At 67.7% G+C, this 13,981-nt stretch carries 7 protein-coding genes; 4 read left to right on the top strand and 3 right to left on the bottom strand.

The window, feature by feature from the left end; genetic code table 11:
• Positions 1-108 precede the first annotated feature (108 nt).
• On the bottom strand, positions 109-654 hold the full coding sequence (locus ACGFNJ_RS04785; RefSeq protein WP_393443342.1) for a TetR/AcrR family transcriptional regulator: 546 nt from the start codon (positions 652-654) through the stop codon (positions 109-111).
• 85 nt (positions 655-739) lie between these two features.
• Between ACGFNJ_RS04785 and ACGFNJ_RS04790 the strand changes: the two genes are divergently transcribed.
• The gene (locus ACGFNJ_RS04790; RefSeq protein WP_393443344.1) at positions 740-2,275 is read left to right on the top strand and encodes an MFS transporter; all 1,536 of its coding nucleotides are present in this window, start codon (positions 740-742) and stop codon (positions 2,273-2,275) included.
• Between the two features lie 148 nt (positions 2,276-2,423).
• On the opposite strand, the gene ACGFNJ_RS04795 is transcribed toward ACGFNJ_RS04790, so the two are convergent.
• Positions 2,424-3,974, bottom strand: a complete 1,551-nt coding sequence (locus tag ACGFNJ_RS04795) for an adenylate/guanylate cyclase domain-containing protein (protein WP_393443346.1) — start codon at positions 3,972-3,974, stop codon at positions 2,424-2,426.
• A gap of 219 nt (positions 3,975-4,193) precedes the next feature.
• The gene (locus ACGFNJ_RS04800) at positions 4,194-5,915 is read right to left on the bottom strand and encodes a DUF4407 domain-containing protein (RefSeq protein ID WP_393443348.1); all 1,722 of its coding nucleotides are present in this window, start codon (positions 5,913-5,915) and stop codon (positions 4,194-4,196) included.
• A gap of 246 nt (positions 5,916-6,161) precedes the next feature.
• Here ACGFNJ_RS04800 and ACGFNJ_RS04805 point away from each other — a divergent pair, with 246 nt between their 5' ends.
• From ACGFNJ_RS04805 to ACGFNJ_RS04815, 3 genes are all read left to right on the top strand, one after another.
• Positions 6,162-6,734: a chorismate mutase gene (locus ACGFNJ_RS04805; RefSeq protein ID WP_393443350.1), complete on the top strand. Its 573-nt coding sequence runs from the start codon at positions 6,162-6,164 to the stop codon at positions 6,732-6,734.
• A gap of 911 nt (positions 6,735-7,645) precedes the next feature.
• A complete protein-coding gene (gene gltB, locus ACGFNJ_RS04810) occupies positions 7,646-12,295 on the top strand; it encodes a glutamate synthase large subunit (RefSeq protein WP_393443352.1) in 4,650 nt (1,549 codons plus the stop codon).
• A gap of 59 nt (positions 12,296-12,354) precedes the next feature.
• Entirely contained in the window at positions 12,355-13,824 is a 1,470-nt protein-coding gene (locus ACGFNJ_RS04815; protein WP_393443354.1) for a glutamate synthase subunit beta, read from the top strand.
• Positions 13,825-13,981 lie beyond the last annotated feature (157 nt).

The raw sequence follows: 13,981 nt of genomic DNA on the forward strand, positions 1-13,981 counted from the left end.
TAGCACGGGCCGAGTGTAACCGGCGCGGTGGACGGAAGTCCTTCTTCAGTTACGCGGCAGCCGCCCCTTGGACGCGACTGCCGCGCCGCGTTGTCCGTCGGCCGACGCTCAGCGATGCAGGAGACGTGCGACCAACGCGCGATAGCGCGCGGGGTCGATCGGCGGGAGGCCGAGCAGGGCGCGCAGGTAGACGCCGTCGCCGACGAGTCGGATGAGGTCGGCCTGCACCGGGTCGTCGACCTCTTTGTCCAGGCCGTCGGACCACGAGCTCATCATCTCGGCGAGCGCCTGCTGCACCTCGTCGGTCTGTGCGTCGTTCGCGGCGTCGATGGTGCGCATGGTGGCCAGCATGGACCGGTAGAGCTCGAGCTCTACCGCCTCCACGGCGTTGTCCGGGTTGGGTGTCTGCAGGTACCACTCGGCGACCGAGTGGCCGTGGTCGATGGAGTCGGCCAGCTGCTGGCTCGCGCGTTCGGTGAGCCGTCTGACCAGTCCGGCGAGCAGTGCGTCCTTGCTCTTGAAGTGATAGAGCAGCCCGCCCTTGGAGACGCCTGCCGTTGCGGCGACGTTCTCCAACGTCACTTGCGACAGTCCTTTGTCCAGCAGCAGGGATTCGAGCGCGTCCAGGATGCGATCGCGGGTGGTTGCCGTCACCTGCGCAACTATACCGGCTGGACGGTAAGGTCTGGTACTGTACCGTCTGGACGGTAGGACGATCGCGACGAAAGTCGAGAAGGCAATGACCACCCACACCCAGACCACGAATCACCCCCCGACAACGACGACCCCGCCCCGCGCCACCGCGCGCGACTGGGCGGGCTTGGCCGTGCTCGCACTCGCCCTGCTGCTGCTCGCGGTCGACGCGACGGTGCTCGACCTGGCCGTGCCCGCGATCAGCGCCGACCTGGCGCCGACCACCCCGCAGCTGCTGTGGATCATCGACGTCTACTCGTTCGTGCTGGCGGGCCTGCTCGTGATGATGGGCAACCTCGGCGACCGGATCGGCCGCCGCAGGCTGCTGCTCATCGGCGCGGCAGGCTTCGGTGTCGCGTCCCTGCTCGCGGCCTGGGCCGTGTCGCCGGAGATGCTGATCGGCGCGCGCGTGCTGCAGGGCGTCGCCGGTGCGACGCTGATGCCTGCGACGCTCGGCCTGATCCGCTCGATGTTCCTCGACCCGCGGCAGCGGACCGTTGCCATCGCGGTGTGGAGCGCGATGGCAGGCGGCGGCGCCGCGGCCGGACCGCTGCTCGGCGGCTGGCTGCTCGAGCACTTCTGGTGGGGCTCGGTGTTCCTGGTGAACCTGCCGGTGATGCTGGTGCTGATCGCACTCGGCCCAGTCCTGATCCCGGAATCCCGTGACCCGAACCCCGGCCGGTTCGACCTGCCGAGTGCGGCGCTCTCGATGCTCGCGCTGGTGCCGGTCGTGTACGCGGTGAAGGAGACGGCGGCGCACGGGTTCAGCCTGACGATGGCGCTGATCGCGGCCGTCGGTGTGCTCGCAGGGGTGCTGTTCGTGCGCAGGCAGCGCACGCTGGCGAACCCGATGCTCGACCTGAAGTTGTTCGCGCTGCCCAGGTTCCGCACCGCGGTGCTGACCAACCTGCTCTCGGTGTTCGCGCTCGCAGGCGTGCTGTTCTTCGGCTCGCAGTACCTGCAGCTCGTGCTCGGTCGGTCGCCGATGCAGGCCGGTCTGTTGCTGCTGCCCGGCCTTGGCGCCAGCGTCGTCGCGTCACTCGCGGCGGCCTGGCTGGTGCAGCGGGTGCGGCCGGGTGTGGCGCTCGGCGGCGGGCTGACCGTCGCCGCGTTCGGCTCGGCGTTGTTTCTCTGGCTGAGCCCGGATGCCGCGACCAGCACGACGCCGTTCATCCTCGGGTTCCTGCTCATCGGCGCGGGTGTCGGTGTCGCGCTGACGGTTTCGGCGGACCTGGTGGTCAGCTCGGCGCCTGCCGAGCGGGCCGGTGCGGCCGCCGCCGTGTCGGAGACCGCCTACGAGACCGGCATCGCGCTCGGCGTTGCCGTCCTCGGCAGCGTGGTCATGGCCATCTTCCGCAACGGCCTCGACCTGAGCAACGTGCCAGGCGACCGGATCGGCGCCGCGTCGGAATCCCTCGGCGCCGCCACCGGTTTCGCGCGCGAGCTGCCGCAGTCGGTCTCGAACGTCTTCCTCACCTCGGTGCACGAGGCGTTCGTCGCAGGCATGCACTTCGCGGCGCTCGGCACCGCGTCGATCCTGCTGATCGCCGCCGCGCTGGCGTTCCGCGCCGCCCGCGCGTAACCCGTTGGTGCGCATCCACTCCAGAGCCGGGGCGGGTGCGCACCGACAGGTGGACTTGCCGCGGACCTGTCGTCGCAGCGAATCCGTACCCGCGCAAAGAGGTGCATCCGCTGCACCTCGATGGCAGGTCGGACTCGGCTGCGTACGGTCAGGTGCCGCTGGGGCGGGCGAGCCGGGTGGTCGCGATGCGGCCACGGAGAGTGACGGATTCGCCGAGCTTCCAGTGCGCGGCCTCGGCCGCCCCCGCCGCCTCGACGGTGTTGGCGGAGGCCAGCAGCAGGTCGTCCTGTTTGGCCATTTCACAGAGGCGGGCCGCCTCGTTGACCGCATCGCCGATCACCGTGAACTCATAGCGTTGGCGCGCACCGACATTGCCGGCCACCACCCGGCCCGCGGCGACACCGATCGCGGCGATGAAGTCGTTGGTGGTGTCGTCGAGCCGCTTGCGGATGGCGCGGGCGCAGGCGAGTGCCGCACCTGGCGCGTCGGGAAGCTTTGCGGGCGTACCGAATACGGCGAGTGCGGCGTCACCCTCGAACTTGTTCAGCAGCCCGCCGTAGCGTTCCACCTCGTCGACGACGATGTCGAAGAAGCGGTTGAGGATGGCGACCATCTCGGCGGCGGGCAGCGTCGCGGCCATCGTCGTCGACCCGACGATGTCGATGAACAACGCCGCCGCATCGGTTTCCACCCCGCCGAGCGTCGGATTGCCCGCCAGCGCTGCGTCGGCGACTTCTCGGCCGACGTGCTTGCCGAACAGGTCCCTGATCTGTTCGCGTTCGCGCAGTCCTTCCACCATGTGGTTGAAACCGCTCTGCAGCTCGCCCAATTCGGTGCCGTCGTAGACGGTGATGGCGACGCTCAGATCACCGTCCTCGACCTCGCGCAGCGCTCTGCGCACCCCGCGGATCGGCGCGATGGTCGCCGATACGGTCTGCATCATCAGCAGCAGCCCGAAGACCAGCGTGGCCCCGCCGAGCGACAGCACGCAGACCGCGAGCCGGGCGGTGCTCACCGAGGAGTCGACCAGTGCCCACAGCGCAACGATCATCGACAGCGTCACCGGCACCCCCGCGCCGAGTGTCCAGGCCAGCAGCGAGCGCCCGCGGACACCGATGCCACGCCTGCGTCGCGACGGCGCCGCGTCGAGCACGCGCGCGGTGACGACGCGCATCGCGAACTCCGCGATCAGATAGCTGTTGGCGCAGACCACGATCGCGCTGAAGCCGATGCCGAGCACGAACTTGGGGATCAGCGCTGGCTCGGTGACGGCATAGAACGGCATCAGCACCACGGCACCGAGCAGCCACAGTGCGGCCTGCTGCAGCACCAGGTGGCGTGGCACCGCGGCGGCGGCGATCTGCTCCGATTCGGTAGGCACTTGATCGGGTTCGACGGCCCACCGCAAGCTCCGGAGGCCCTTGACCGTGCCCCAGTACGCTCCGGCCACGAACGCGAAAATCCCGTACAGCGGGGTAGCGACGAAATTCAGCAGTGCGAGTTCCTGCGTGAAGACCGGTGGACCGGGCAGCACGAAGCAGATCAGCGCGATCGTCACCGCGACACCGATGAAGTTCGCGATCAGCAGCGGAATCGTCAGCAGCAACTGGACCCGGATGCGCCGCATCCCGGACGACTCGTCGATCGGCCCGAGCAGCCGCGACCCGAACGCTGCGGAGGAACGATCTCTGCGGGCCATGGGACGTAAGCCTAGGCCGGATCCCACCCGCAGAGCCGGACCGGCGGTCCACGTCTGCCCGAGCGCATCGAGCAGCGGCCGCGGCCGGGTCACCGGACTCGCCTGCGCTCGGCGCCGGCGAGGCAGGCTGCGTCCGCACGGGAGGGTGTGCGTGCGGACCCGCGGGGCCGTGCGGTCCCGGTCCGATCGAGCGCGTCGAGCGGTCCGCACGTCTGGCGCTCAGTGCCCGCGCGGCAGTTCGCGTCGGCCGCGGCCCGGCAACTCGGGAGTGTCGCGCCCGGTGAGCTCGTCCCGGTGCTCGGCGGCCGAAAGATCGTGTGGCCTGGCCCCGGTGGACTGCGTCAGTGCCGAATAGTGCGGATCCTGCTGTGTGTAGTCCGCGTCGACGACCGTTGCGGCGATGCGCTGCGCATGCCAGGGGTCGGCTCCGCCTGCGAGCTGATGGCCGGAACCGGTCGGCGCGTGCGAGTCCTGGGTATCGACGGTGACCTTACGGGTGCGGCGCAGCGTGAAGGTGATCTCCTCGACCTCTTCGAACGCCTGGCGCGCGGTGCGCAGCGGGTGCGTCGCGGTGTCGATCGCGTTGGCCACGAACGAGGGCACCAGCGGGCGGATGAACCGGGCCGCGGTGTCACTGAACGGCACCGTGCCGATCAGCGGAAGTTCCAGGCCGCCACCGGTCTTGGGCGCCGGGCGCAGCGCGCCTGCTCCGGTGTTCTGGGCGAGTGCGCCCGAGGCGACGGGGGCGGGCAGGTTCGGCGTCGCGAATCCTTCAGACACGGAGCTGTCCTTTCGGTGGTCAGCCGGTGCGGCTGGGAGTTGGCGCGGCGGCTCGGAGATGCCGATCTCCACGCCGCCGATCGCCGCGATGATCCTGGTGCGCTGCCGCTCCCGGTCGATGGCGGTGTCGGCCTCGACGGCAAGGCGGGCGGCGGTGAGTTGTTGGTCGGCGCGCAGTGCCTCGGCCTCCGCGCGCACCTCGGCCCGCTTGACGGCAATGGCCGTTTCGGCCTCCTGCTCGGCGCGATCGAGCACGTCGCGGGCGGCGTTGCGCCGGTCGAACGAGGTCTGTCCGCGCCACCACCGCAGCACCAGCGGCAGCAGGGCCAGCGCGATCAGCGCGACGATGGTGAGGATGCGCAGCGGCATCGCGCCCGCGTGGCGCGTGGTGTAGTCGTTCATGGCCTGCCAGCGCGCGCCGAGACCACGGTCGGCGTCGGCGAAGGCCGCCGATTCGGCTGTCGCCACGGTCTTTTCCTCGCCGGCGATCCGCTGGTCGAGGACATCGACCCGGCCCTGCGTCGCGGCGAGCTGCTTGCGGGCGTCGTCGAGCATGTCGTTGGCGGTCTGCGCCTCCGGCCCGCGGCCTGGCACATTGGTGATCCGGGTCTGCGGGCATTCCGGGCTCGGGTTGAACTCGCAGCGCGCGATCACCAGCGCGCGATCGATATCGGCCTGCGCCTTGGTGATCGACTGATCGAGCGCGGTCCGGTCGGCGCGTGCCTTGTCCAGGTCGGCGCGCGCGGTGACCACCTGCGGTGCGGCGGCGACCGAGCGCTGGGCTCGCTCGTCGAGGGCCCGGTCGACGCTGCCGCCGAAGACCACGATGGCGGCCAGTTCCGCGATCAGCCCACCCGTGAGCACCGCGACGGCGATGCGGGCGAGCAGGCCGAGCCGATCCGGCCCACCCTGCGGGCGGGCGGTGACGACGGCCCGCGCGATCGCGCCGGTGAGCGCCGTGACCACCAGTGTCACCGCGAGTATCGCGAGCAGCGCCCAGGTGCCTGTCGAGGCCAAGGCCAGGGCCGTGATCACGCCGGACACGGTCGCGAACAGCAGCACCATCGCTCCGGTGACGGCATATCCGGTGCGCTCGTGGCGGTAAGCGACTTCGCCGTGCTGACCACCGCCGAGCCACGTGAACAAGCCGGTGACGGTCATGGGAACTCACATCCTCTTGGTCCCAGTCGATTTCGTGGGCACGGGCAGGTCGCGCGAAAAAGCCTGCGAAACCGTCACGGTTTCGTTGTCACAGCGTGACAGGACCGCACCCGACACACCGAGTACGAGCGGGGGTATGTGGCCGAGTTCACATATCGACGGACACGTTGCTGATTCGCCTTGACCGACGTGCCTAGTCTGAGTCGATGACCCGGTGCCGAGCGAGTGATCTCAGGAGGTCAGGACATGCGGCTTGTGTTGTTGATGGTGGTGTCGGCGGCGCTGCTCATGTCGCCGGTTAGCGCGGCCGCGGCTCCTGGCGACGAGTCGCTGGATCGTTTGGTCGCGCTGGTGCTCGAGCGGCTCGACACGGGCGACACGGTGGCGGCGGTGAAGTGGAAGGCCGCTGCGGCGTCCGGCACCGAGCCGACCATCGACGATCCGGCGCGCGAGGCCCAGGTCTACGACGCGATGGCGCGGCTCGGCGCGGAGCGCGAGTTGCCGGAAACCTGGATCAGGCAGGTGTTTTCGGGTCAGATCGAGGCCAACAAGACCGTGCAGCGCGGGTTGATGATGCGGTGGCGGTTCGATCCGGCGGCGGTGCCGAGCGCGCCTGCGGACTTGGCGTCGGTGCGGCCGATCATCGACCGGGTGAATGTGGCGATCGTGGACCAGATGGCCGCGCGGCGGGCGCAGCTGAGCGCGCCGGACTGTGCGGAACGGGTGGCGCGCAGCGTCTTCGGTGTCTTCGCGACCGGGCAGGCGGACGTGCTGCACCAGGCGGCGCTGGTGCGCGCCGCCGCAACACTGTGCCCGTGAAGCGCTGAATCTTGCCGCGAAGTCGATTACTTAACTTCGCCTTAGGAGTTCTCGCACCGAGTCGTTAAGTGCACCTAATCGCTGGAATCGTCAGTCTTTAAGGGCCCGAGCCGCATTCGCGGACGATTATTCGGCGAAAGGGCATTCGGCCCGCAATAAAATCGCGAAGTTACGCCGTGAAGGCAGTTGTGTTTCGTCGCCAAAAATGTGGCGAACACCACTCTCGGTGGTTTGCTGACTATGTGCTGAAACCCACAGCTGCCAAAAGAACCCGGACGGTCGGATCCTGCTCCTGGCTCGTCACGACCCCTGTCGGATTTATCTCATCCAGCCCGGTTCCGAGTTAGCCACCGCTGGATGGTTTGCCGGGTGCTGAGCTAGGGAAATCATCTTCGATGCAGGTGGGAGCGGTTTTGTGCCCGATTCGCGAGGTTTGGGACGGCTGTCGTGTGCCCGTTGTCGTCGACCGGAGCCCGGCGTCGCGGGATCGATCATGGGGTGCCTGCTGCTTTACACTGGACAACGCGCACACGTGGAGGACCGAATTGAAGAAGCCCAGCTAGACCCCGTTATTAGTACAACCTAAGTTGGTTGGGCCCCGGACCTGACTTATCGTTTGCTCTTACGCCGAACACAGAATGCTCGGCAGACTCGCCCGCTCGGGCAGCTCCTAACCGGTGCTCAGCGTAACGGGCGGGAACCCGCGCGGAGGTAAGGATCTTGTAAGGGATCCGTTACCGACGAGCACCCACTACGTCCCTGAAGCGGGTGAAACAACTGGAGACGTGACTGCACGCCGAAGACCATCAGCGCGGCTGGTTTCGGAACGTACGGGCGCAGTCTTGTACGGAGGCATTCAGGCGAAATTGGGCCTTTCTATTTCGTCGAACGCCCTTCTTGAAGGCAGAGGCATGATGCAACTTCCTGGCCACCGGTCACCTGGACCCGTCGGGCTCTACGACCCGGCGAACGAACACGACGCCTGCGGTGTCGCGTTCGTCGTCGACATGCACGGCCGCCGCAGCCGCGACATCGTCGACAAGGCTATTACGGCTCTGTTGAACCTGGAGCACCGTGGTGCCGCAGGCGCTGAACCCAACAGTGGTGACGGCGCGGGCATCCTGATCCAGCTTCCCGACCGTTTCTTCCGGGCCGTCGTTGACTTCGAATTGCCGCAGGAGGGCTCCTACGCCTCCGGCATCGCCTTCTTGCCGCAGGCCCGCAGGGAAGCCGCGCGTGCCGCGTACGGCGTGGAGAAAATCGTCAAGGAAGAGGGCCTCGAGGTCTTCGGTTGGCGCGAGGTGCCGATCGATGAGTCCTCGCTCGGCGCGCTGTCGCGCGACGCCATGCCGACCTTCCGGCAGATCTTCATCGGCTCTCCGAGGGGTGCGGCCGAAGAACTCTCCGGGATGGATCTGGAGCGCCGGGCCTACGTGATCCGCAAGCGGGTCGAGCACGAGCTCGGCAAGGCGGGCTCCGGCGAGGGCGCCGTCGGCAAGGAGTCGGTGTACTTCCCGAGCCTGTCCGGCCAGACCTTCGTCTACAAGGGCATGTTCACCACGCCGCAGCTGCGCGCGTTCTACCTGGACCTGCAGGACAGCCGGGTGGAGTCGGCGCTCGGCATCGTGCATTCGCGCTTCTCCACCAACACCTTCCCGTCCTGGCCGCTGGCCCACCCGTTCCGCCGGGTCGCGCACAACGGCGAGATCAACACCGTCACCGGCAACGAGAACTGGATGCGGGCACGCGAGGCGCTGCTGCGTTCGGACATCTTCGGCATCGACTCCGCGGGCAACAACCGGCTGGAGAAGATCTTCCCCGTCTGTACCCCGGGGGCGAGCGATACCGCGCGCTTCGACGAGGTGCTGGAACTGCTGCACCTCGGCGGCCGCAGCTTGCCCCATGCCGTGCTGATGATGATCCCCGAGGCGTGGGAACGCAATGACACGATGGATCAGCAGCGGCGCGCGTTCTACGAGTACCACTCGATGCTGATGGAGCCGTGGGACGGCCCCGCCTCGGTGTGCTTCTCCGACGGCACCGTCGTCGGCGCCGTGCTCGACCGTAACGGCCTGCGCCCGAGCCGCATCTGGATCACCGAGGACGGCCTGGTCGTGATGGCGTCGGAGGTCGGCGTGCTCGACATCGACCCGTCGAAGGTGGTCCGCAAGGTCCGACTACAACCCGGCCGCATGTTCCTGGTCGACACCTCGCAGGGCCGCATCGTCGGCGATGACGAGCTGAAGACCCAGCTTGCGGCCGAGCACCCGTACCAGGAATGGCTGGACGCGGGTGTGACCAAGCTCGAGGACCTGCCAGACCGCCCGCACGTGCACATGTCGCACGACCGGGTGCTGATCCGGCAGCAGATCTTCGGATACACCAACGAAGAACTGAACCTGCTCATCTCGCCGATGGCCAAGACCGGCGGCGAGGCGCTCGGCTCGATGGGCACCGACACCCCGATCGCGGTGCTCTCGTCGCGGCCTCGGCTGCTGTTCGACTACTTCTCCCAGCTGTTCGCGCAGGTCACCAACCCGCCGCTGGACGCGATCCGGGAAGAGGTGGTGACCAGCCTGCGCCGGGCCATCGGCCCGGAGGCCGATCTGATGCACCCCGGTCCGGAGTCGTGCAAGCAGATCGCCATCGAATCGCCGATCATCGACAACGACCAGCTGGCCAAGCTGGTGCACATCAACGACGACGGCTCCCAGCCCGAGCTACGTTCGGTGATCGTTCGTGGTCTGTACCCGGTCGCCAAGGGCGGCAAGGGACTTCGCAAGGCGCTCAAGGCGATCAACACCCAGGTCTCGGCCGCCATCGACGGCGGAGCGCGGATCGTGGTGCTGTCCGACCGTGAGTCCAACGAGAAGCTGGCGCCGATCCCGTCGCTGCTGCTGACCTCCTCGGTGCACCACCACCTGGTGCGCGAGCGCACCCGCACCATGGTCGGCCTGGTCGTCGAGGCCGGTGACGCCCGCGAGGTGCACCACATGGCGATGCTGGTCGGCTTCGGCGCGGCCGCGATCAACCCGTACATGGCCTTCGAGACCATCGAGGACATGATGGAGCGCGGCCTGCTCGACATGCCGGGCAGCACCGGCGATCACGCGGCCGACTTCGGCAAGGCGGTCGCCAACTACAACAAGGCCGCGAGCAAGGGCGTGCTGAAGGTGATGTCCAAGATGGGCATCTCCACGCTGGCCTCCTACACCGGCGCCCAGCTGTTCCAGGTGATCGGCCTGTCGCAGGAGCTCGCCGACGAGTACTTCACCGGCCTGCGCTCGCACCTGGACGGCATCGGCCTCGAGGACATCGCGGCCGACGTGGCCGAGCGGCACCGGATCGCGTTCCTGGAGAACCGCAACGAGCGCGCGCACCGCGAGCTCGAGGTCGGCGGCGAATATCAGTGGCGGCGCGAGGGTGAGTACCACCTGTTCAACCCGGACACTGTGTTCAAGCTGCAGCACGCGACCCGCTCGGGTCAGTACTCGATCTTCAAGGAGTACACCAAGCTGGTCGACGACCAGTCCGAGCGACTTGCCTCGCTGCGCGGCCTGTTCAAGTTCAAGAAGGAACGCGCGTCGATCTCCATCGACGAGGTCGAGCCCGCCTCGGAGATCGTGAAGCGGTTCTCCACCGGCGCGATGAGCTACGGCTCCATCTCGGCGGAGGCGCACGAGACCCTCGCGATCGCGATGAACCGCCTTGGCGGACGGTCGAACTCGGGCGAGGGCGGCGAATCGCCCGCGCGCTTCGAGCCGGAGGAGAACGGCGACTGGCGGCGCAGCGCGATCAAGCAGGTTGCTTCCGGCCGCTTCGGCGTGACCGCGCACTACCTGACCAACTGCACCGACATCCAGATCAAGATGGCGCAGGGCGCCAAGCCGGGCGAGGGCGGCCAGCTGCCCGCGCACAAGGTGTACCCGTGGGTCGCCGAGGTGCGGCACTCGACGCCGGGCGTCGGCCTGATCTCGCCGCCGCCGCACCACGACATCTACTCGATCGAGGATCTGGCGCAGCTGATCCACGACCTGAAGAACGCGAACCCGCAGGCGCGGATTCACGTGAAACTTGTTGCGGAGCCAGGGGTCGGCACGGTTGCGGCCGGTGTGTCCAAGGCGCACGCGGACGTGGTGCTGATCTCCGGACACGACGGTGGCACCGGCGCCTCGCCGCTCACCTCGCTCAAGCACGCGGGCGGCCCGTGGGAGCTCGGCCTGGCCGAGACCCAGCAGACGTTGCTGCTCAACGGACTTCGCGATCGGATCGTCGTGCAGGTGGACGGTCAGATGAAGACCGGCCGCGACGTGATGATCGCGGCGCTGCTCGGCGCCGAGGAATACGGTTTCGCCACTGCGCCTTTGGTGGTGTCGGGCTGCATCATGATGCGGGTCTGTCACCTCGACACCTGTCCCGTCGGTGTCGCGACGCAGAACCCGGTGCTGCGCGAACGCTTCACCGGCAAGCCGGAATTCGTCGAGAACTTCATGCTGTTCATCGCCGAAGAGGTCCGGGAACACTTGGCGCTGTTGGGCTTCCGCACGCTGGACGAGGCCATCGGCCGGGTCGACCTGCTCGACACCGCCAAGGCCAAGCAGCACTGGAAGGCCAGCAAGCTCGACCTGTCGCCGATCCTCGACGACGTCGAGACCGCGTTCATGTACCAGGACCGGCGCTGCACCAAGACGCAGGACCACGGCCTGGACAAGGCACTGGACCAGCAGCTGATCTCGCAGAGCCGCGACGCGCTCGAGCGTGGCCAGGCGGTGAAGTTCGAAACCAAGATCACGAATGTGAACCGCACCGTCGGCACCATGCTCGGCCACGAGGTGACCAAGCTCTACGGTGGCGCGGGCCTGCCCGACGACACCATCGACATCACCTTCACCGGCTCGGCGGGCAACAGCTTCGGCGCCTTCGTGCCCGCCGGCATCACGCTGCGGGTCCAGGGTGACGCGAACGACTATGTCGGCAAGGGTCTTTCGGGCGGCCACCTGGTCGTGCGCCCGTCGCTGAACGCGCCCGCCGACTTCAAGGCGGAAGAGAACATCATCGCGGGCAACGTGATCCTGTTCGGCGCCACCAACGGTCAGGCGTTCATCAACGGTGTCGTCGGCGAGCGGTTCGCGGTGCGCAACTCCGGCGCCACCGCGGTCGTCGAGGGCGTCGGCGATCACGGCTGCGAATACATGACCGGTGGCCGGGTGGTCATCCTCGGGGAGACGGGACGCAACTTCGGCGCTGGCATGTCCGGCGGTGTCGCGTTCGTCTACAACCCGAACGGCACCTTCGAGGACAAGCTCAACATCGAGCAGGCCGACGCGGTCGAGCAGCTCTCCGGTGACGACTTCACCTGGCTGCGCGACATCGTCACCCAGCACCGCGATCAGACGGGTTCGGCTGTCGCCGAACGCATTCTGGCCGACTGGTCGCAGCAGGTGAACCACTTCGTGAAGGTCATGCCGCGCGAATACAAGAAGGTTTTGCTCGCCATCTCCGAAGCGGAGAAGTCGGGCAAGGACGTCGACGAGGCAATCATGGAGGCGGCCCGTGGCTAGCACGCGACGCAACCAACAGCTGAGTCCGATGTTCAACGGCAAGATTACGGAGGCCGCTCGTGGCTGACGCGCAAGGATTTTTGAAGCACACCTCTCGGGAACTGCCGACCCGTCGGCCGGTGCCGCTGCGGTTGATGGACTGGAAAGAGGTCTACGAGGAGGGTTTCGCGCACGAGACCCTGCAGCGTCAGGCCAGCCGGTGCATGGACTGCGGTATCCCGTTCTGCCACAACGGCTGTCCGCTCGGCAACCTGATCCCCGAGTGGAACGACCTTGTCTACAAGGGCCAGTGGCGTGAGGGCATCGATCGGCTGCACGCGACCAACAACTTCCCGGAGTTCACCGGGCGGCTGTGCCCCGCGCCGTGCGAGGCGTCCTGTGTCCTTGGCATCAACCAGGATCCGGTGACCATCAAGCAGGTCGAGGTCGAGCTCATCGAGAACGCCTTCGACGAGGGCTGGGTGACCCCGGTCTACCCGACTCGGTTGACCGGCAAGAAGGTCGCCGTCGTCGGCTCCGGCCCCGCCGGTCTCGCCGCGGCACAGCAGCTCACCAGGGCGGGCCACACCGTGACCGTGTACGAGCGCGCCGACCGCATCGGCGGCCTGCTGCGCTACGGCATCCCGGAATTCAAGATGGAGAAGCGGTTCATCGACCGCAGGATGGCGCAGATGGAGGCCGAGGGCACCATCTTCAAGACCGGGGTGAACGTCGGCGTCGACATCACCGCCGAGCAGCTGCGCGAGCAGTTCGACGCGGTCGTGCTGTCCGGCGGCGCCACCCTGGCGCGTGACCTGCCGATCCCCGGCCGCGAACTCGACGGCATCCACCAGGCCATGGAGTTCCTGCCGTGGGCCAACCGGGTGCAGCTCGGCGACGACGTCACCGACGCCGACGGCCTGCCGCCCATCCACGCGAAGGGCAAGAAGGTCGTCATCATCGGCGGTGGCGACACCGGCGCCGACTGCCTCGGCACCTCGCACCGGCAGGGCGCCGAGAGCATCCACCAGTTCGAGATCATGCCGCGGCCGCCGGAGGAGCGGGCCGCATCGACTCCGTGGCCGACCTACCCGCTCATGTACCGGGTGTCCTCGGCGCACGAGGAGGGCGGCGAGCGGGTGTTCTCCGTCAACACCGAGCGTTTCGTCGGTGCGGACGGCAAGGTCACCGGGCTGCAGGCGCACGAGGTGAAGATGGTCAATGGCCGTTTCGAGAAGGTCGAAGGCACCGACTTCACGCTGGAGGCCGACCTGGTGCTGCTCGCCATGGGCTTCACCGGTCCCGAGAAGCCCGGCCTGCTCGAGGATCTCGGCGTCGGCTACGACCAGCGCGGCAATGTTCAGCGCGACAAGAACTGGGCGACCAACATCCCGGGCATCTTCGTCGCGGGCGACATGGGCCGCGGTCAATCTCTCATCGTCTGGGCCATCGCCGAAGGTCGCGCCGCGGCCGCCGCGGTGGACCGCTTCCTGGAAGGTGAGACGGCGCTCCCGGCCCCGATCACCCCGACCATGGTCGCTCAGCGATGAACTGAACCCTCTCTTACCGGAGCGGAATAAGGCGCCTGCGGACAGCAATGTCCCAGGCGCCTTTGTTCATTGATGAACATGCGGCTGCGGATTCTCGATTGGATTCCGCTCGGAGTTCATGTCCGGCAGATGTGTTTTCGCTTGCAGTGGCCTCAGA

This window comes from Nocardia sp. NPDC049149 (genome assembly GCF_043197455.1).
Taxonomy (GTDB): Bacteria; Actinomycetota; Actinomycetes; order Mycobacteriales; family Mycobacteriaceae; genus Nocardia.